The organism is Brasilonema octagenarum UFV-OR1, assembly GCF_963888615.1.
Classification (GTDB): domain Bacteria; phylum Cyanobacteriota; class Cyanobacteriia; order Cyanobacteriales; family Nostocaceae; genus Brasilonema; species Brasilonema sennae.
In genome coordinates this window covers 25095-46018 of sequence record NZ_CAWPKW010000265.1, presented here as the reverse complement: position 1 = coordinate 46018, position 20924 = coordinate 25095, and the positions used below count along the sequence as shown (strand labels likewise).

16 protein-coding genes and 1 pseudogene are annotated in these 20924 nt (G+C 41.0%); 8 read left to right on the top strand and 9 right to left on the bottom strand.

What is annotated here, in order from left to right:
* Positions 1-263: 263 nt before the first annotated feature.
* Positions 264-1742 carry a glycogen synthase GlgA gene (glgA, locus tag AC5590_RS22070; RefSeq protein WP_169265561.1) on the bottom strand — a complete coding sequence of 493 codons (1479 nt, stop codon included), beginning with the start codon at positions 1740-1742 and terminating at the stop codon, positions 264-266.
* Positions 1743-2305: 563 nt separating this feature from the next.
* Here glgA and AC5590_RS22065 point away from each other — a divergent pair.
* The 7 genes from AC5590_RS22065 to AC5590_RS22035 all read left to right on the top strand — a co-directional run bounded on the left by AC5590_RS22065 (position 2306) and on the right by AC5590_RS22035 (position 7680).
* A complete protein-coding gene (locus AC5590_RS22065) occupies positions 2306-2527 on the top strand; it encodes a class IIb bacteriocin, lactobin A/cerein 7B family (RefSeq protein WP_169265560.1) in 222 nt (73 codons plus the stop codon).
* A gap of 83 nt (positions 2528-2610) precedes the next feature.
* Positions 2611-2799: a hypothetical protein gene (locus tag AC5590_RS22060; RefSeq protein WP_169265559.1), complete on the top strand. Its 189-nt coding sequence runs from the start codon at positions 2611-2613 to the stop codon at positions 2797-2799.
* Between the two features lie 499 nt (positions 2800-3298).
* Complete coding sequence (locus AC5590_RS22055; RefSeq protein ID WP_169265558.1) at positions 3299-4507, top strand: phosphotransferase; 1209 nt, start codon at positions 3299-3301, stop codon at positions 4505-4507.
* A 26-nt stretch (positions 4508-4533) separates the two neighbouring features.
* Complete coding sequence (locus AC5590_RS22050) at positions 4534-5637, top strand: T3SS effector HopA1 family protein (RefSeq protein ID WP_169265557.1); 1104 nt, start codon at positions 4534-4536, stop codon at positions 5635-5637.
* A complete protein-coding gene (locus AC5590_RS22045) occupies positions 5634-6677 on the top strand; it encodes an aldo/keto reductase (protein WP_169265556.1) in 1044 nt (347 codons plus the stop codon). The genes AC5590_RS22050 and AC5590_RS22045 overlap by 4 nt, the downstream gene beginning before the upstream one ends.
* Positions 6674-7459, top strand: coding sequence for a peptidylprolyl isomerase (locus AC5590_RS22040; RefSeq protein ID WP_169265555.1), 786 nt, complete (start codon positions 6674-6676; stop codon positions 7457-7459). The genes AC5590_RS22045 and AC5590_RS22040 overlap by 4 nt, the downstream gene beginning before the upstream one ends.
* Before the next feature lie 14 nt (positions 7460-7473).
* Entirely contained in the window at positions 7474-7680 is a 207-nt protein-coding gene (locus AC5590_RS22035) for a hypothetical protein (protein WP_169265554.1), read from the top strand.
* Positions 7681-7846: 166 nt separating this feature from the next.
* Here the strand turns inward: AC5590_RS22035 and AC5590_RS22030 are convergent, their stop codons facing one another.
* The 8 genes and pseudogenes from AC5590_RS22030 to AC5590_RS21995 form a co-directional block, all read right to left on the bottom strand.
* Complete coding sequence (locus AC5590_RS22030; protein WP_169265553.1) at positions 7847-8572, bottom strand: peptidylprolyl isomerase; 726 nt, start codon at positions 8570-8572, stop codon at positions 7847-7849.
* 159 nt (positions 8573-8731) lie between these two features.
* Positions 8732-10315, bottom strand: a complete 1584-nt coding sequence (locus AC5590_RS22025) for a beta-barrel domain-containing protein (protein WP_169265552.1) — start codon at positions 10313-10315, stop codon at positions 8732-8734.
* Positions 10316-10636: 321 nt separating this feature from the next.
* On the bottom strand, positions 10637-13369 hold the full coding sequence (locus tag AC5590_RS22020; RefSeq protein WP_169265551.1) for a peptidase domain-containing ABC transporter: 2733 nt from the start codon (positions 13367-13369) through the stop codon (positions 10637-10639).
* 7 nt (positions 13370-13376) lie between these two features.
* Positions 13377-13988, bottom strand: coding sequence for a helix-turn-helix domain-containing protein (locus AC5590_RS22015; RefSeq protein ID WP_169265550.1), 612 nt, complete (start codon positions 13986-13988; stop codon positions 13377-13379).
* A gap of 753 nt (positions 13989-14741) precedes the next feature.
* Positions 14742-15815, bottom strand: a pseudogene (locus tag AC5590_RS22010) (ABC transporter ATP-binding protein).
* A 39-nt stretch (positions 15816-15854) separates the two neighbouring features.
* A complete protein-coding gene (locus AC5590_RS22005; RefSeq protein ID WP_169265549.1) occupies positions 15855-16739 on the bottom strand; it encodes a carbohydrate ABC transporter permease in 885 nt (294 codons plus the stop codon).
* A gap of 197 nt (positions 16740-16936) precedes the next feature.
* The gene (locus AC5590_RS22000) at positions 16937-17839 is read right to left on the bottom strand and encodes a carbohydrate ABC transporter permease (protein WP_169265548.1); all 903 of its coding nucleotides are present in this window, start codon (positions 17837-17839) and stop codon (positions 16937-16939) included.
* Between the two features lie 255 nt (positions 17840-18094).
* Positions 18095-19408 carry an ABC transporter substrate-binding protein gene (locus tag AC5590_RS21995; protein ID WP_169265547.1) on the bottom strand — a complete coding sequence of 438 codons (1314 nt, stop codon included), beginning with the start codon at positions 19406-19408 and terminating at the stop codon, positions 18095-18097.
* A 163-nt stretch (positions 19409-19571) separates the two neighbouring features.
* Between AC5590_RS21995 and AC5590_RS21990 the strand changes: the two genes are divergently transcribed.
* Positions 19572-20879, top strand: coding sequence for a P-loop NTPase fold protein (locus tag AC5590_RS21990; protein WP_169265546.1), 1308 nt, complete (start codon positions 19572-19574; stop codon positions 20877-20879).
* Positions 20880-20924 lie beyond the last annotated feature (45 nt).

Here is a 20924-nt window from a genome sequence, read left to right as displayed (position 1 = left end):
CTGCGGGAGGGTCTCCCTCCGCAGGCATCTGGCGAACCCGAAGGGGTTTCCCGACCTAGGCATCTGGCGTTGGGGTTCCCAAGGACGGTGCACCTGGCGTGAGGGGCGGGGGTGAGGTTTTTTTATTGTAAATAATTAGGCGAACTCGATATATAGCAATCCTATTTGATTTGTGAGAATTGAAAGACACAGATTCCCGACTTCTTTTAGAAGTCGGGAATCTTGTTTTTCACAAATGATTGTCTCAGTAGCAGACTAAGCCACTACCATTTGTGTCGGATACGGTCGTAAATCTTTACGTATTCTTCTCCTGGATGATTCCAAGAGTAGTCATACTCCATACCCGCAAGGGCAAGTTTGCGGAACTCTTCTGGATTGTTGTACCACAACTTCAAAGGACGTTCCAACGAAAATTCAAGCGCATGATAATCTGACTGGTAGAAGACATATCCATTGCGTTCTTCTGGTGGTTTGGTTTGGTCGTAGTCTTTATCAAACACGGTATTAACTAGCCCACCGACTCCGCGAACTATAGGTACAGTACCGTACTTCAAGCCAATCATTTGAGTGAGTCCACAAGGTTCATAATTACTGGGGACAATAATCATATCTGCCCCAGCATAAATGAGGTGGGATAATTCTTCGTTAAAGCCAAGTTCTAAATGAACATCAGGATTATTGTTCAAAAAGTCTTTTTCATGGCGGAAATGATTATTAATGCTTGACTCTGTTGCTGAACCCAACAACACAAATTGTGCTCCATTATGGAGGGCGTAATACATTGCGTGATGGACAAGATGAACGCCTTTTTGCTCATCTAAACGACCAATGTAGGAAATGATTGGCTTCTCAACATCCTGCAATAACAGCCGCTCTCGTAAAGCTTTTTTATTCTTGGCTTTTTCTTCAAAATTGTCTTTGGTGTAGTGAGAGGGAATGTATCGGTCTGTTTCAGGATTCCAAAAATCATGATCAATGCCGTTGAGTACACCAGTGAATCTATCTTGGTGTAGATGCAAGGTGTGACCTAATCCATAGCCAATGTCAGTGTAACGAGCTTCCCATGCATGATGTGGTGAAACTGTTGTCACAGCATTGGAATAAACAATGCCCCCTTTCATAAAGTTCAGGGCAAAGGGATTGAAGTTGTCCTGGAGCTTATCAGACTGGAAGTAGTAAGACTCTTGGTTTAAACCCGTTGCCCAAAGAGTTTCGACTCCAGCAGATCCCTGATGCTTGAAGTTGTGGATAGTGTAGCAAACCCGTTGGTACTCCATCCCATAATATTTGTACATTTCATACAGCATCACAGGAACTAAGCCCGTCTGCCAGTCATGACAATGGATGACATCAGGTCGTTTGTTGCTTTGAAGCAGAAATTCCAAAGCGGCTTTGCTGAACAACGCAAAGCGCATATTGTCATCGTTAGATCCGTAATAGCAGCCGCGATTGAAGAAATTATCCCCAGAGTGGGGTTCAATAAAGAAACACAGCCGCCCGTGTACCCAGCCACAATAAACTGAACAGTGAATTGCACCGCCATACCAAGGTACCCACAAGTTCGTGAAGGCGTCATGGAGTCCCCAAATGTGGTCATAACGCATGCAATCGTACTTGGGCAAAATGAGTTCGACGCTATGTCCCTGGTTTTCTAGTTCCCTGCTGAGTCCGTAAACAACATCGCCTAAACCTCCAGCTTTGATAACAGGAGCGCACTCCGAGGCAATTTGTACGATGTACATCTCTCTCCTCGCTTAACAAAAATTTACTTTTATTATCCTTTCGATCATGACACAAAATATGTACCCATTGGCAAGTCACTTACCCAGTCATTAGGTACAAATCTTAGAAAATGAGCGAAAAAGAACGGGCTGCGCCTCGCAGGCAGTTCTTCTTAAGTAAGAAGCTGGTATGTTGAGAAGTTAAAATTGAGAATTCCAAAGAATATAGCTATCTTGGATTTTAAACTTAATACTGATTAAAATTCACCTCAAAGCAACCCTTGAGGTGAATTTTAATTTTATTTTTCATACATTTTTGAAAAAAAACAAAAAAAGGAGACAAAATGATTTTATTTTTGTCACCAAACAAAAATAAAATCAGAAAAAACAATAGAAATTGAAAGCTTTCTTGATATCATTGCTTTTTATGACTCACTAACAGATATAACAAATGAATTTATTAGGTCACTATTAGAATGAGTAAAGGACTTGATAACCTCAAAAAAATAGCAGAACATGTAAATGAGATAAAGAGTTTGAAATCTTATCGCAATTCAACAACTTCACTTAGGAGCAATTTCTAAATGGCTAGCATCAATATTTCTGATATTCGTCCTGCTGGTTCTGAACTGTTCGTGGATTCTGAAAGCTTCATGAATGATTTGGCTGACCAAGAACTTAGCGCTACTAAGGGCGGGCTCAGTCCTATAGTAATTTGGGGTGTAGCAATAGCCTCGGAGTATGTCATTGGTGCTATGGTTAGCGGTGCTGCTGTTGGGGCTTATTCTGCTCTCAAGAAGAAATAGGAAACAGCGGTAGCTCATTTTTTCTAAGTAACCTTATTTACTTTCAACTAACCACAAATATTACAAACTGAACGAGTGATATCATGGCAACGATTTGTATTCGAGATCTAGCAGGATTTGACCTAATGTCGGACGAAGAAAGCTACTTGAACGAGTTTACTGAAGAGGATTTTCCTGCTATTAAAGGTGGGATAACACCCTTTATTACAACCGTGGTTGCTTTCTCCGCAAGCGCTGGTGCATCTTATGCGATTTCTCGCCTCTTCAAGTAATTTCTTTAAACGTTGATTTCCTTGTTTAAAGCTGTTCAGTTATCAAGAAGGCAATGGTCAATCTATTTTTATCTAAATTCAGCAGATAAAAGTTACTTAATTACCATAATTTATGATAATTAAGTTGTCATTTTGACTTGAGTATAGCGAGAGTATAAATTTTTTGTATTAATATTTTTATACTCTTGCTTTTTCAATCTCAATAGGTAGAAAGTATGGAAATAAATAATTCTAATCTTCCTGAGCTAACAGTTATTTTTTACCTAATATTAGGGATTTCAAACCTAATTGGTGGTGAGTATCTTGCTGGATTTGCTTGGATTTCCTTAAGTATATCGCAATTTATAGTCCAAAAAATAGGGTCTTGGCCCTCTAATATGTTTCGGTTGGAGCGACCGGAAGTTATCCTTGCATGGGTTACATATCTGATATTTGCTTTTTTAATTTTCTATTATTTGATAAATTTGGTAACTAAGAGTAAATAAAATTCCATAAAATCATGTCTTTTACAATAAATTCTCAAAATGTGATCGATTATTTAGTTGCTCACAAGCTCTGCTCCCAGGAAGAAAAATATTTACTCAAAGTTGAGCAGAAGTTGGCAAAAAATTTTAATTTGTTATTGACTTTACCTGGTGAGCGCCAACTTCTCGTTAAGCAAGAGCGTCACAATCAAGAGGGAAAAACTGCGGGTGAATTCTTGAACGAATGGCGACTTCATGAGTTTTTAAAACAATTCCCAGAACTCAGCTACATTCGCTCATCAATATCAGAGGTGCTTCATTTTGACGCCAAGCATTCGATTATTGTTTTCAACTACCTAAATGGGTATCGTGACCTAGCTGATTTCTACGCAAAGGAGAATTTTTTCCCGACTGCGATAGCGAAGCGCAGCGGCGAAGCGCCGATCGCATCAGCAATCGGAACCATTCTAGCAACAGTTCATCGCGTCACTTTAGATCGTCAGGACTACCGGGACTTCTTGTCTCAAAATTCTGAGGGTGATATTATCTCCTATACTCCTAACTTTGGTCTTGGGCTAGAACGGATTAGTCCTGAAGTTTTCGGTTTAGTTCCTGCCGATGGACTGAAATTCTTTGCTCTCTATCAACGGTATGACAGCCTTGGAAAGGCGATCGCAGAACTTTCTACCGCTTTTGAACCTTGTTGTCTAACCCACAATGACCTCAAGTTGAACAATATCCTTCTGCACAACGATTGGGAACAAGCCATTTCCAAAGTAGACCAATCAAGTCATAGCATAGTCCGCTTGATAGATTGGGAGCGTTCTAGTTGGGGAGATCCTGCATTTGACTTAGGGATGCTAATCGCTAGCTACCTGCAAATCTGGCTAAATAGCTTGGTCATCAGTAAGTCTATCGATATTCAAGAAGCTTTGCGCCTAGCTATGACTCCCCTTGATATGCTTCAACCTTCTATTGCAGCCCTTACTAAAGCTTATTTAGGTGAGTTTCCAGAAATTTTAGAGCGCCGTCCTCATTTTATAAAGCGAGTAGTGCAGTTTTCTGGTCTTGGCTTGATTCAACAAATTCAGGCAATGATTCAGCACCAAAAATCCTTTGGCAATGGAGGTATCTGTATGCTTCAGGTTGCTAAAACTTTATTGTGTCGCCCTGAACAATCAATCCCGACGGTTTTTGGAGTGGCAGAATCTGAACTCATTAGCTTTAACCGTTCTCTAATTTAAGTATTTTTATTTACAAAAAAATCTTAATGCAATTACTGAATTCTCTTTCAAATCAACTGCCCGTTTCTCCGCCAGAGGGAGTGCTGGATTCTCTTCAAGACATTGTCAGCAACCTTCAAATCCAGTCCAATTTCTATATTAGCCATCCTGCTTACAAACCCTTAGAGCTTCCTGCTGAGGTGGTAGCCCGCTTTCAGCGACTACCTTCAAATCTTCAAAATAAGTATTTAAGTTTACAACTGCAAAGTTTTCTCTACGGCATTTACTACAACGGCTCCTTACGATCTAGCCTGGTACCAGAAGCAAATTCAGTTGGTTTAGCAGCTCACCAGAATCTAGAGAACAATACTTTTTTGGGGATAGATCTGGAATTTTACGAGCGACTACACAAAAGCAATAGCGGCAAAGGTTACTTTGATCCAGGTTGGTTTGTGCTGCGACAGGAGAGTGATGGTAGTCTTGCTGTCACCAAGGGCGGACTAACACTGCACATTGAGCGCGATCGCCATTTACAACCAACAGAACAATCAGCCACAGTAGGTGACTCCGTCGCCATCCAGATGCCTCGTAATCTAGTTCAAAATGGATTTTACATGGCAGTCAGTGATGCGGGTTTAGACACTGAGCTTGATATCGTCAGAGTTTACTTTAATTTAAGCCCGGAAGGTGCAGTTGCCGTTATGGGAAGTCTAACCCAGCAGCTGAACGAAATCAAAATCCCCTTCACCTTTAAGGTGCTATATAACCCCTCTGACTATGGGCGCTACGACTCAGGGGTTCTCTACTTTACAAAAAGCAACTATGAAGCAGTCCAGCAAGTGCTAAGAAGTGTTTATGCAGAAAATCAATCGCATTTTCGCATAGAAGTGCCTTTATTCACTAAGTGGCTCGCGCCAGGACTTGCTTTAGCAGAAGAACCAGATAACAAATTTAGTGCTTCTGAGAGTTTTGGGATGAACCGCTGTCAAATTATTGCCAGTGGGTTGCTGGAAGCTTGGCACTCTGGGGACGACTCCCCAGAGAATCGGATGGCATCTATCCGCCAACACTTCTCCCTGCTTGGGATTGATTTAAAACATCCTTATTTAAATGCCAACTCTCAAGACATCTACACGCCGTTGAGCCTATGAAACTAACTGATCTCGCGCCACCTAAAATAGTTTCAGCAAGCGAAGTTAATCATGGGGCGGATAAATTCCTGGAATCCGATTTGCCATTCTACCGTAAACTGGGGCGGACTGATTTAACGGTTAGCTGTCTTGGCTTAGGTGGAGGCGGTGGTATCTCTAGTGAGGATACCCTTTACGCTTTTGAACGAGGGATTAATTACTTTTTCTACTCTAGTGATCTGCACCACTATATCTATAGTTCGATGTCTGGGGCGCTGCGCCAACTGTGTGGGCGTGGCTCCTCGGTACGCGAGAAAGTGGTGCTGGCAACCGTGACTTACATCAAGAGTCCAGAAATGGCAATAGCCGCTTTATTAGATCAGTTTGGAGAACTAGGGATTGACTACATTGATGTGTTATTCTGGGGCTGGATTGGTTCTAACGATAGACCAGCTTTACAGGATTGCTTGCAGCTTTCTCCGGATTTGAGAGGTCCCAATAGCGTTTATCAGCGCACCATCGAAAGAATGTTTGGCACCTCAGAACGCCTCAAAAAAATGGGTGCAGTTCGCTACATCGGTGCTTCTTTCCATGACCTTAACCTTGCTGAACAGTGGTTGGACAGCCCCTTGTTAGATGTGGTGATGGTGAGACACAATGTCGCCCACCGCTCTGCCCAGAGCCAAGTGTTCAATCAGGTTAACGCTCAAAATCTTTCTCGACCGGGCATTGTCACGTTCAAGACGACTGGCTCTCACACAAGTTTACTCTGGAATGCCCCAGAGAGTTTACCAGAAGCTTGTTGGCGACCTACTGTGCCTGATTTATACCGCTACTCTTTAACGCAGAATTGTGTTGATGTTTGTTTAACAGGTTTGACTGAGCGCTTTGAGATTGATGCTGCGATCGCAGGAATCCAACAAGGAAAACTGACTCCGGCTGAAATTGATTACCTTAACCTTTACGGGGATTTACATCGCCACAAGCTGAAAATTCAAGAAGCCTCACCTGAGCAACTGATATACCAAGCTTCACGAGAAACTAATCACACCAAGCCATGAAAGAAACTTTAGAAAAAACAGAGTTGCAGCTCTTGCAGGAATTTGCACTGCCAGAAATTTCTCCAGCAACGGATGAAGAAATTATTGCTTATCTACGCCGTTCTTATCAAGTGGCTGAAATTGCAGCTAAAACTGAACGTGACGCACTCATTTTAGGTATCTGTGAGCAGTTTGGTGTTACTGTTTCTGATGAGGAATTGCAAGCAGCAGGAGATGAATTTCGTCTAGAACACACCTTATTAGGAGCTTCTGAAACTCTGAACTGGCTTTCTTTTCAGCGTATTACTGTAGAAGATTGGTCTAGTGGGATTAAAGTATCGCTACTGACAAAGAAATTAAAAGAATTTCTTTTCGGAGCAGGCGTCGATAATTATTATATAAACAATCGTAACAACTTTAAACGTGTGGCTCTGTCTCAAATTCTTGTGCGTGAACTAACAGAGGCACTGAAAATAGCTCACGCAATCAGACAGGAAAATGCTTCGTTCTGTGCTTTGGCACTCTTACATTCAAAGGGTAAACAGTCCAAAGAAAATGGTGGCTTTGCTGGTATTCGCTTTCTTTCAGAACTGATGCCAGATATTGCACAGACTGTTTCTAAAGCAAAGGAAGCCGAAGTAATTGGACCAATTGAAACGACACTTGGTTATCACATCATTAAAATTGAAAAGTGGTTTCCTAGTGAACTCACTGAATCAGTTAGAGAAGAAATTTTGGAATCACTTTTTCAGGGTTGGTTACAAGAAAGACTGAACTTAGAGCTTCGCGACAAAAAGCTATAAAAGAGGGTAAAGCAATGAAGCGTTTTGAATACCGAATTGAACAGGTTATATTCGACAAAAGAGAGTCACGGGATCAACAACTCGTCGATTTGTTGAATTATTTTGGTCAGGAAGGATGGCGTGTAAGCAGTCTTGTAGTTGAGCCACGCATTGCAATGAATGAAAACAAAATCAAGGTATTGCTGGAAAGAGAAGTTAATGACGAAGCAGAAGTTACCTAATTTGGAAGTTATTTTGTCATATTAGTTAATCATCTCTTGCATAATCTGAACTTATCCACTTAGCATGATCAGTTTAGTGTTGTCAACAAAAATGCAGGTGGTATTTTAAGTTAAAAATCAGGCAGAGAACCAATGAGAAAAATACTTGATTCTCTGCTTAAAACTTTTAAATCGCTTTATCTTTTTGTACTTCTTGTCTTAGCCATTCAGAAAATAAATCGGACAAGATATTAGTGCGTAGCTTGTCATCTAACGTCGGTTGAATAAGTTCCTCTACAAAAATCAGATGTACTCCCTTAGAAGTCAAAATTGGCTTGAGAAGCTGGGGAGATTTAACAGCAAAAACAGCAGTAGAAACTTCCGGCTTTAAATCCTTGCGGCGCACTACTCCCCGATATCCCCCTTTCCGGCGTAATTCTGTATTTTGGATGTATTTGTGAGCAACATCAGAAAAACTCATCTCACCTTCCTGAATAGCATAGAAGAGTTCTATTGCTAAGTCTTCATCATCTAGGATAACTTCATACATCGCTACACCAAAATAATCAAGATAATGTTCAAAAAAGTAAGGTTCAACTTTATTTTCAAACAAATGTATTGCTAACTTCCCAGAAATGAGATTGGTATAAGCTATATGTTCTAAATCATCCAAAGAAAGACTATATTTATCTAACCATTTCCAGGTCTCTTCAGCACTCTGAAGTTGATAAACTAATCGGAATTGATCTGCTGCTTTTTGAAGTTCCTCAGTCTCTACTTTTATACCCACTTCTACTACAGTTCTTTCAATAAATTTGCGTGTCATAATTGCTTCGGTTATCTCGGGAATTTTACAAGTTAGCTTGACTTGCTCAAGAATCTCTTCGTTAGTAACGGTGATAGTTGGTGACATGATATCTCTTCTAAATAGGGTAAACAAAATGAAACGTGAAAGATTGATTGATAACTCTATTTTTGTAAAAAAGAGTTAAAGATTTTTTTTTCAGGGAAGTTTTCACGGATTTTCCAGGGATGAGAGTGGTTAAGTTAAGCAATATATACCGCAAACACCTTATAATTTGACTCCACCCTGTTGCAACTTCTTAAACGGATCAAGTAGAAAATCAATAATCCGGCGCTGGCGCACAATGACTTCAGCCGTCGCTGTATCCCCAGGATGCAAAGCGATACATTTATTAGGCGTGGGAATACAATGCTGTTTTAGGGTAATTTCTAAGTCATAAGCTGCCACTTTACCATTAGGCGTGTCCACTTCTACAGTCGTCGGAGAAATTTTCACTAATTCACCTTCTACTACGCCGTAATCCTGAAAAGGATAAGCATCAAACTTCAACTTAACAGGTAATCCTTGACGCAAAGAACCACTTTCAGTTGTCGGCATTTGCGCCCTAATTATTAAAGGCGAACTTAGGGGTGCAATCTCCGCAATCATTGTCCCTGTTTGGACTACAGAACCAGCTTTTTGAATCGGTAACTTAAATACTGTACCACTTTCTGGAGCTTTTAAAATTCGTTGTCCGATTTGAAACTCTAGGGATTGAACTTGACTCTTTGTTTGAGCAATTTCTGCCTGTAGCCCTGTCATTTCTGTTTCCAAATTCTTTAGTGGCTCTTCAGTTTTTAGGATAGCAAGCTTACTAGAATGAGTCAAAGTTTGATAACCCCTTTCCCGTTCTTTCAACTGCAACTCAGCCTGAGCAATATCCGCATCTGCTTGCCGAATGTTTTGTTCATAACTACTTTGTTGTTCTGCTAAACGTAACTTAGCTTGTTCAATATCTGATTTAGTTTGTTCATGGATCTTTTGTTTTTCTTGCTCTATATCTTGCTTTTCTACAAACTTAATTTCTGGAACAACTCCTTTCTTGAAAAGCTGGCGATAACGTTCAACCTCGCGCCGGGTACTCACCAAATTATTCTCTACTAACTTATTAGCCGTTTGACCATACTGGAGAGCTTGCTTTACCTGATTTACTTGAGCAAGTTTTTCTTTCTTTTTTAAATCCGAGGAATTTCTTATAGTATTAAGATTCTGCCGTGCTTGGTCAACTTGAGCCTGCTTTTCCAACTCTTGAGCTTGATTTTGTTGAGCTTGAGTGGTCAAAGCTACAACTAACTGATTCTTCAATAAATTCAACTGCGAAAGTCGATTTGATTGCCCCTCTAACTTATCCTTTACCTGGCGTAATTCTGCTTGAACTAATTCTGATTCCAGTACCAATAAAGTTTGTCCATTCTTAACCAATTCACCTTCCTTGACACGAATTTCCGCTACTGTTCCTGGGACAGCAGCATCTAGCCTAACGGTTTTTCCCTTAGGCTCAAGCCGTCCTCTAGCCATACCTGTTTCATCCACCTTAAACAGCATTGCCCAAGGTAAAATGATAGAGACAAATATCACCAAAAAATACAATAATCCCCTTGTCCAAACTTTAGGAAAACTATCAAGTGAACCCTTTGTTAAATCAGACCAATCATCAGTTAATAAAATTGGTGTTTGAGAAATCAAATTTTTAGCAGGCTGCTCATCCTTATTGATTTGGAAAGAAAGCTGTCCATTTAATTCATTGAATTCATTGCGCTGTTCATCTTTAGGAATTTGGGACGGAACCCGTCCATTCAGTATATTTGGCATGATTTACCGTGATATCAATTTTAGATTTTGGATTGGTAACTGGTAATTGGTAATAGTTTTTTCAGCGTTACTAGTAGCGTCATTTGTCATTGTGTAAATGCTTCTGTGGCTTTTTGCAGCATACGCAACGAAGTGCAGCGATCTCCTGCAAAGACGCTTGTTTGTGGGGTAGAACTTACGGCGCAGGCGTGCGGTAGGTATAGGACAGAAAATCTCGGCAAATGCTAAGGGACGCAAAGTGAAGCATGAAAAGACTTTATTTCATACTCAAGTTCAGCAACGCCGTTTTTTCTAATGATTACCCTTACCTATTTCCACTGTTTACCCTACTGCATTCAACTGCTGTTGATTGAGGTAAAAATAATGTCCTCGTTTCGCCATCAATGCTTGGTGAGTTCCACTCTCAATCAACATGCCCTTATCTAGTACCAAAATCAAATCTGCATTTCGCACAGTCGAAAGACGATGAGCAATAACCAATGTGGTTCGCCCCTTAAGAATTGTGTTCAAATTCTTTTGAATAATGCTTTCCGATTCTGTATCCAGATGAGAGGTAGCCTCATCAAAAATTAACAATTTGGGATTGCCTAATAGTGCACGGGCTATAGCAATTCGCTGTCGCTGTCCACCAGACAACAATCCTCCACCTTCACCAATCTGGGTTTCGTAACCCATAGGCATTTTTTTAATAAACTCGTCAGCCCCTGCTAACTTTGCAGCCTCAATAATGTGTTCCAAAGTTGCCCCAGGATGCCCTAAGCTAATATTTTCTCGAATCGTTCCACCAAACAAAAAGGTATCTTGGTCAACAACGCCAACTTGGTGACGTAAGGAACGTAGAGAAATACTGCTAATATCCTGTCCATCAATCAACACTTTACCTTGTGTAGAGGGATATAACCCCAAAACCAACTTAGAAATGGTAGTTTTCCCAGAACCACTACGTCCCACCAGCGCTATCATTTGCCCAGGTTTGACTTGAAAAGTGAGATTTTCTAGGACATTGACATCGCTTTCTGGGTGATAGCGAAATGTTACGTTTTCAAACCGAATGTCACCCTGAATTGGTGGTAAAGATTGTCGCGCTTGGTGCTGCAAATCCTCTTCAGGTTCCGTATCCAACACATCATTAATGCGTTCGGTTGCAATCAGCACTTCCTGCAATTGATTCCACAACACCGTTAATCGTTGGAAGGGGGTAATAATATTATCCAACAGCATATTAAATGCTACTAATTGCCCAATTGTTAGCTCGTTTTGAATCACCAAGTGTGCACCAAACCACAGCATGACGGTAGTTATCACTGCTTGAATTGTGTTGCTGAAAATTTGTAAGCGATTGCTGATAACTTGTCCCGAAAAGTTAGTTTTTATCTCTTTATCTAATAATTCCTCCCAATGCCAACGCACTGTTTGTTCCACCGCTGTAGATTTAACTGTCCGTACACCAGTTAGGACTTCAATCAGATAACTACTCTCCGACGCCAAAGCATTAAAGATTTCTCGCGAAATTTTCTGTAGAAAAGGTGTGGCAATCAATGCCAGCAAGGCGAAAGGTGGTATGACCAGCAACGACAACAACGCCATTTTCCAGCTATACCAAAACATCAATCCCAGATAGATAAACACAGTTAGTAAATCTAGCAGGATAGATAACGCTTCACCTGAAAGGAAACGTTGAATTTTACGGTTTTCCTGGACACGAGAGATAATATCCCCCACATAACGGGACTCAAAGAAAGTCAAGGGTAGCCGCAAGGTATGGCGAATAAAGGCAACAATGAGTGCTAAATCTACCTTATTTGCTGTGTGGTCAAGTAGATATTGCCGCAACCCTGTCATCGCCACGCGGAAGAGACTAAAAATCAGCAACCCTAACCCTACGGCTGTCAAGGTTAGTTCAGAACGCTGCACTACGACTCGATCAAAAATTAACTGAGTGAATAGGGGGGTAATTAGTCCAAATATCTGGATAAATACAGAAGCGATAAACACTTCCAGCATCACCAACCCATGAGGCTTCATCAACTCAAAGAATTGCCAAAAGGGAGTTGTAGTCTCTTTGGCATCCTTTAAAAAGGCTGTGGGTTGCAGCAGTAGTGTATAGCCAGTCCAGTTGGCTTTAAATTCTGCGTGGCTAAGGGTGCGTTGACCAATCGCAGGATCTGTGACAATTACGCGTTTTTTGGTGATTTCATAAATAACGATGTAGTGCTTGCCTTCCCAATGAACAATCGCAGGCAGTTTTTGCTTAGCCAATTGGTCAAGACTAGCTTTGACTGGTCGTGTGGCAAATCCAATACTTTCTGCTGCCACTGATAACCCCCGTAGTGAGGCCCCATTACGGTCAACATTGGCGATGTCCCGCAAGCGATTAATACTAAAGCTTTTTCCCCAATAACGAGACACCATTATCAAACAAGCTGCACCGCAGTCTGATGCACTCTGTTGAGCAAAAAATGGATAGCGTTTAGTTACGTGCCGCAACAAGTGTCCAACTCGTTGTGTGGGATTTGGAAAGTAAGCCTTGCTTATCTTTTTTTGGGGTTTTGTCTCTGCGGCTGGCATTGACAAACTACTTGTTTTAGCCTCCACTTGAGACTCAACAACCGTCACTGGGAGTTTATCAGAGTCCACTAACAGGGAATTACGCCCACGCGCTTGCTCATACAAATGCTGCCGGATTTGAGGATACTTAGTCATCAAGGGCGACAACACCTCAGATGGAACAAAGCATAATTGCAAATTTACACTCGCCCTAGCTCCATAAGGCTGAAACTTAGCATCTGGAAATAGGGTAAATTCCCCAAAGGAAGCGCCCGTTTCCAGAGTGGCTATTAATTCACCAGCCTCGTCTAGCAACCTCACCTTACCAGTCATCACAATGTAGATACCAGCTTCAGCCTCAGTTCCTTGCCAAAACTTTCCGACTTTTGGGTTTAGCAATTTAGATTCTTGAAGGCAGCACTTCCCTTCTTCGTCCGAAACAGAATACTTCAAAATGTTGTTCAACTGTTGCAGACTAATCCACTGCTCAGATAGATTTTGCACCATGAATCTCTCAGTCCGTACCTAAGGTTGCTAAGTTAAGAGCCAGAAATCCAGTATCATCCGACATGTTTTCGGATTGAAGGTCGTGAATTAATATTTTGGAATTTTTAGGCTTTTCAGTTGTGGCTTCCGAGACATGACTGGGTTTTGGTCGAGTAGATAATCCCATCTGTTTGAGCAGTCGCTTGATATGGCGATTACTCACCTCAATCCCAAATTCTTTCGCCAGATGTTTCTGAAGCCAGGAAGTTGTCCACCGTCTAAAAGAATAACCATAATCGCGGGGACTATGGCTAAACAATTCTTTCAAACGTTCTGAATATGCCTCGTTCACTGCTTTCGGACGACCAATTGGACAATCTTGCCATTGGTGAGCCATTCCACTACGGGCTATATGCGTCCAATGTCGCACTGTAGCCGGACAACACCCTAAACTCTCACAAATTTCAGCTTGAGACTTTCCCTGATCTGCTAGCAGCATAATTTGAATGCGCCGGCGGTATTGGTTAGGCAAATCTTCTTCCAAATTTTTTTGCAGCAGTTTGCGCTGAAAAGGTGTTAATATTTGAGATTCGACCAAAGCGCTGCCTTTGCAAGTAAGTTGATTATTCTGCTGTGACATATTTATCGATTTCGCTAAATGATGGCAAAAACACTTTGATGAACATCATGAAATAAGTCTCCTTATTTGTTTTATTACACGAAGAATGTATCGAGAGTTATTCTCTCATTCAACTCTGCTTTGTCAATAGAAAAAATAAAAAGTTTTTTTTTATAAAGTTTTTTGTCAAACTGACACGCGCTGCTGTTAAATTCAATTCTGATTTATAAAGAAATTTTAAACGCAAGAGTTATAGAAAGAAAACTTCGGTTATAATGCGAAAGCCAGTAAGAGACTGGCAATAAAGCACCTGAGAGTAAGTCGTTAACGTAAAAATTTCGCTGTGAACCTGGCAAAATGATTTTAGGCTTCGTAGCAAGTTTTCAAATGAGATCAATTTTTTTGGTGTAAGATGTCAGTAATACCATTTCACGATTGTGCCTGATACAAATGATTGGTCTTTAATTCTTTCTCCCGGCTCGGGTGCTGTCTATTTGTATCAACTTCAAAGTGAAACGGTATTAGAGTTGTCCTATGAGCAATTAATCGACTACTACAAACTACGCTTCCTTTTCAACAAGTCCTGGACTTGCTGAACCCAAATGTAGAGGGCCGGATTAGTCATGAGGGCGTTAATACGAAAGCACTGCTGTATAGATTTTCGCAAGTACCCATTTCATCGATCTCATGGATCTTTTTAGATTAGGAATTTTTCCCAGCTTGTCCATAACTCCTCAAATAACTAAAGCCAAAACTACATAATTTTATTTACTTTTACTTGAGTGCGTCACCTGATTTCACATCAAACCAGTGGATATTCTGGGGCGGTAAAGCTAATCTAATTTCTTCATTATTCCATTTTTGCTCTGGGGGTAACAATGCACGTATGGTCAACGGTTCTGTTTCAGCAGTTGCAACACGTACACTGACCAAGTTATGCATACCCAAGTTTTCCACCAGATACACTTGTCCTTGGATAACCTGTGTATCATCAGGTTGTCCAATGCGGACGTGTTCAGGACGAATACCTAAGATAATTTCTGGTGGTACTGTTGGTATATCTGGCAAAAGTATGTTTGCATCACCTAAGATTGCAGAACGTCCCTTACAAGGTAGTGTAAGCAAATTCATTTGCGGACTGCCAACAAATCCAGCTACAAATAAATTAGCTGGTTGGTTATAAATGCGTTCTGGTGGGTCGAGTTGCTGAATCAGTCCGTCGTTGAGGACAGCGACTTTTGTTGAAAGCGTCATTGCTTCTGTTTGGTCGTGAGTCACGTAGACTACTGGGGCTTTTTGGGCGGCAAATATTTGTTTTATATCTGCGCGGACTCGTTCCCGCAGGAGTGCATCTAGGTTACTGAGTGGTTCATCTAGCAAGTAAACTTGGGCGCGACGCACTAAGGCCCGACCGACGGCGACTCGCTGTCTTTATCCCCCGGATAATTGACCAGGTTTACGCTGTAATAATTCTTCTAATCCCAAAAGTTTTGAAACTTCCGTGACTCGCTGTTCAATTTCAGTGCGAGGAGTTTTTTTCAGCTTTAGTCCAGAAGCTAGATTTTCGTACACGGACATATGGGGATAAAGCGCATAGCTTTGAAACACCATCGCCATGTTGCGATCGCCTGGTTGCTTAAATGTAATATCCTCATCCCCAAGAAATATCCGACCACGAGTCGGTTCCTCCAACCCTGCAATCATTCGCAGTGTCGTAGACTTACCGCAGCCACTCGGACCGAGTAAAGTCAGAAATTCATTGTCATCTACAGTTAAACTCACATCTTTAACTGGAATGACTTTGGGAGTATAAGTCTTATTTAAGTTTTGTAGTTCCAGTTTCGCCATAATGATTTATCTTTTGATTATTTGTTGATTATCTGTTAATTATCCCTTAACAGCACCAGCAGTCAAACCTTGAATAATCTTGCGCTGAAAGAACAAAACCAGTAAAACTAAGGGCAATGTTCCAATCACGGTTGCTGCAGCAATCGGACCATAGGGAATTTCAAAAACTGTAGCACCACCTAATTGTGCTGCTGCAACAGGAATTGTTTTCATCTCTTCACGGGTAATAAACGTGAGAGCAAAGATAAACTCATTCCAGGCAAAAATAAATGTCAGAATTCCCGTCGTTACCAATGCAGGAAGTGTCACAGGTATTAAGATTTGTATTAACATTTGCAAGGTGTTATAGCCATCCACTCTTGCAGAATCTTCCAAGTCTTTTGGTAACTGCTCAAAAAAGCTACGTAACACTAAAATTGTTAATGGTAAGTTGATAGCAGTGTAGGGAATAATCAGGGCTAAATAGTTGTTCCCTAGATGTAACTTTTGGATAATTTCTAAAAGTCCCAAGAATAATAAAATTCCTGGAAACAAAGTCACAATCAGAATAGCTGCAAGGATAACTCTGCCACCCCAAGGACGCAACCGTGCTAAAGCGTAAGCAGCAGGCGCACCCATAACTAAAGACAAAACTGTAGAAACAACTGAGACAAAGGCACTATTTAATATGTAGCGCAAAAACGGACGACGAGTGAATAATTCCGTGTAGTGATTGAGAGTGATTCGAGAGGGAAAATAAATGGTAGGGACTTTTGAAATATCTTGATTCACTTTGAATGAAGTTAGTACTTGCCACATTGCTGGTGCTAAGCAGAAAACGACCACTAGGGCAACTACTATCCAAAGCAAAATGTTTTCCCAAGATTTTTTTACTTTTGTTTTTGGTTTAGAATTTTTCGTCAAGTTTTCCTGATGAACCGTCATAGAGATTTGAAATTTGAGATGTTATGTTAAATCTGGTTGATTGGTTATCATTCACGTTTTTACCTCACCCCAGCCCCTCTCCTTATTAAGGAGAGGGGTTAGATCAGGTTTTTACGATACGAAAAGTATTCAACTGTATTTCATCTTAGAGTGAGAATTATTAAGAGTAATCAGTTAACAGTTAACTGTTAACTGATTTAAAAGGTATTTACACGAGATTTTTTGAGCAAAAAACTAGCAATAATTACCGCTGCAACTAGTAACAGGAACGTACAAACAACCAAAGCTGCTCCGTATCCAAAATCTAAGTAGCGCATGATGGTAGAATAAATATACAGCGACACCACTTCCGTTGCACCACCTGGACCACCCCCAGTCATTACAGCAATCAAGTCATAAACTCCAAAAGCTTGAGCAAACCGAAACAATGTGGCGATGAGGATTTGCGGTATCAACAAAGGCAGGGTAATTTGATAGAAGCTTTGCCAACGTGTTGCACCATCAATTGCATGAGCTTCGTATAAGTCGGGTGAAATCGACTGCAAACCAGCTAATAACAAGATACTGATAAACGGAGTCGTTTTCCAGACATCTCCAATTATCACGGCTATCATTGCCAATGTCGGGTCTCCTAACCAGTTAATTCCACTTTTAATCAAGCCTAGCCGCATTAAAATATCATTGACAACTCCAAACTGATCATTGAAAATCCAAGCCCAAGCAAGACCAATAAGAGCAGTAGGTAAAGCCCAAGGTAGGATAGCAATTGTACGCACCACACCCCTGCCAAAAAACTCCCTGTTCAACACTAAAGCTATACCTAATCCCAACAGTAACTCTAGCAACACTGTTGCAAAAGTAAATACTGTTGTCGTCCAGAAACTCTGCCAAAAACGACCATCCCCCGACATCCGCACATAATTGCTAAAACCAGAAAAGACGGGTTGCAGATTTGTTGCTAAATTTTGAGTAAAGAAACTCAACCAAAAAGCACGAACTATTGGATATCCAAAGACAAACAACAGTAACAGCAACGCAGGTAGCAAGAAAATCCACGCTGTTCGTTGTTCTCGACTTCTGATTGTTTGTAGATTAGTCATTTCTTTACTAGATGAATACTTGTAAAAAACGAAGAACCTCACCCCGCCCTCCGGGCACCCCTCACGCCAGGTGCACCGTCCTTGGGAACCCCCCTTCGGGTTCGCCAGTCGCCTACGGAGGGAGACCCTCCTGCAGCGCTGGTCTCACCGCAACGCACTGGCTCTCCTTATTAAGGAGAGGGGGATAGTTAGTAATTGGGAGAAATTGATATTATTGGTCATTTTATAAACCTGGTATACAAAGTTTCTCATCAATTAGCCTTTAGCTTTTAGTAGTTGCCTAGTTTCACTAGCTGCAGCTTGCATTGCGCGCTCAGGAGTCATGCGATTTGTGAGTGCTGCACTCAGGTAACGTTGCAAAATATCTGATGCTTGAGCATATTGAGCAATCGGCGGACGCAAAACGGCTTTATCAGCTATTTTAAGTAACTCAGGATAATAGGGGTATTTACTAACAATTTGTGGATCTATAAACAGAGAACGTCGGCTTGGTACAAAACCCGCTTTCAAAATAAACTGGCGCTGTGCTTCTTCACTGGTAAAAAATTGAATTGCTTTCCAAGCTTCTTTAGGATGTTTTGATAATTTAGCAATTCCCAAACCCCAACCACCTAAACACCCTCCTGTACTGTTACCAGGGGTAGCAACCATTGGTTTAATGCCAATTTTACCTTTGAGAGGAGAATCTTGAGCATTTGCTAAGGGCCAAACATAAGGCCAACTGCGTAAAAATGCTGCTTGACCACTTTGAAATATGCGTCTGGTATCTTCTTCTATATATGTTGTGACTCCAGGCGGAGAAATTCCTTCTTTAATTGTGTCTTTGAGAAAGGCGATCGCTTTTACTGTCTCTGGTTTATCTAGCCCTACTTCTAAAGTATCAGGCTTCACCCAAAATCCACCAAAACCTTGCAAAACTTCCACAAACATAGCAGCTGAACCTTCATACTGGCGACCTTGCCAAAGGTAACCCCAATTAACTTTTTGTTGCTCTTTTAAGGACTTAGAAATTTTCACTACGTCTGCGAATGTTTCTGGTGGTTTAAAACCTGCCCCTTTGAGTAAGTCTTCGCGGTAGTAGAAGACTCCAGCATCGCTTCGCACAGGAATTCTGTAGAGTTTACCTTCGTAACGTCCGCCTTCTACATCTTTGGGTGAGAATGCTGCTAATTCGGTTTTTGTGAGGCGATCGCTCAAATCTAACAACCATCCTGCTGCAGCAAATTTCGGTGTCCAAATAACATCCATGTTGATTAAATCATAAGGAGAATCTCCCAAAATAAATGCTGAAGTATAAAGGTCTTCTAGTAGATTCGTCGAATTGGGACCTCCAACAATATTAATACGAATACCTGGGTTTTTTTCTTCAAAATCTTTGACGATGCCTTGCTTCCAAGGTTGAGCATCAGGAGCAGTCATCAACAGATTTAGGACAACTGGTTCTTGCGGTATGGCTTTTGGAATGGAAAGCAAGATCATGCCCAGTAGAACAGCAAATAATATTCCTGTGCGCCATTTGAGGCTTCGTAATTTTTTCAGCTTTTGTTTTATTTTTTTGATTTTAGACATTTTTAGCAAAATATCTCTATTCTAGGAAAATTTTTTTTAAAGGTTTTAATTGAAACATTCTACTCTACGATTTGCAAATCCAAAAATTTACTGAAATATTTTTTCGGAATATATCACTGAGCTAAGGTAGATAATAAAGATCAGCCTTGTTGCATAGTAGTTTATGAAGCTCGACTTGCAGAAGTTTTACCTGGCTTGCAACCCAAGCAAGACCTTAGTTGTGAGCAATCCTCTCGATAGACAATATTATATTGATTTTGCTTCAGTGCGGGGTGGCAGGATAATTGAAGAATTAAAAGAAAATATTACATTTTTTTCCCCCGATGAGCCAACTTGTGAGCTATTCACGGGACATATCGGCTGCGGGAAGTCTACAGAACTGTTGCGTTTGAAGGCAGAATTAGAGGAAAAAGATTTTTTTGTCGTTTATTTCGAGTCTAGTCAAGACTTGGAATTGGGCGATGTGGATATTGCTGATATTATGCTGGCGATCGCCCGCCGAGTCAGTGAGAGTCTTGAAAGCCTTGAAACGCTGGAACTAGACGAACCTAAAGGGTTGAAAAGTTTACTTCACGGTATCAACAAACTTTTGCAAGCAGAATTGGAAGTCTCTGCGGAAGCATCCATTCCGCTGGGTATTGGCAAAATTACAGCCAAAGCAAAAAGCAGTCCAGAACTCCGCAATAAGTTAAGAGAATATCTCGGACCGCGAACCAAAGGAATTTTAGACTCAATTAATGAGGAACTCCTGGAACCTGCTGTTGAGAAACTGAAGCAGCAGGGCAAAAAAGGACTGGTGGTGATCGTTGATAATCTTGACCGTGTAGAGAATTCTCAAAAACCGTGGGGAAGACCACAACCAGAATATCTCTTTGTTGACCGGGGCGAACAGTTACGTCAACTCAACTGCCATGTTGTTTATACTATGCCCCTTTCCTTGAGATTTTCAAATGACATAGAAAGATTAAGCCAGCGATTTATGGTCAATCCCAAGGTACTGCCAATGGTACCTGTGCTGCAACGAGACGGTAGTGTTTATCATGAAGGAATATATCTACTCAAACAGATGGTGCTAGCAAGGGCTTTTCCATATGTACCAGAAGGTTATCGTTTAGATTTGATTAAAGATATTTTTGACACTCCAGAAACATTAGAACGATTGTGTCGTGTTAGTGGCGGTCATGTGCGCGAGTTACTCATGTTGCTTTATGATTGGATAAAAAAAGAACGTCGGCTTCCTCTTTCAAAGAACATTTTGGAAAATGTGGTAAAAGCACGTAGAAATCAAATGAAGTTAGCAATTACAAAGGATGAATGGGAATTGCTGCGACAGGTGGAAAAAAGTAAGCAGGTGCGCGGAGACGAAGACTATCGCAGTTTAGTTCACAGTCGATTTGTGTATGAATATTGCGACTCGGAAGGGTCTTGGTTTGATATAAACCCGATTTTGGCAGAAGCAGCAGAGCTTTAACAATTCAAAATTAAAGACAGTAGTAGATGGAAGTAGATGGACACA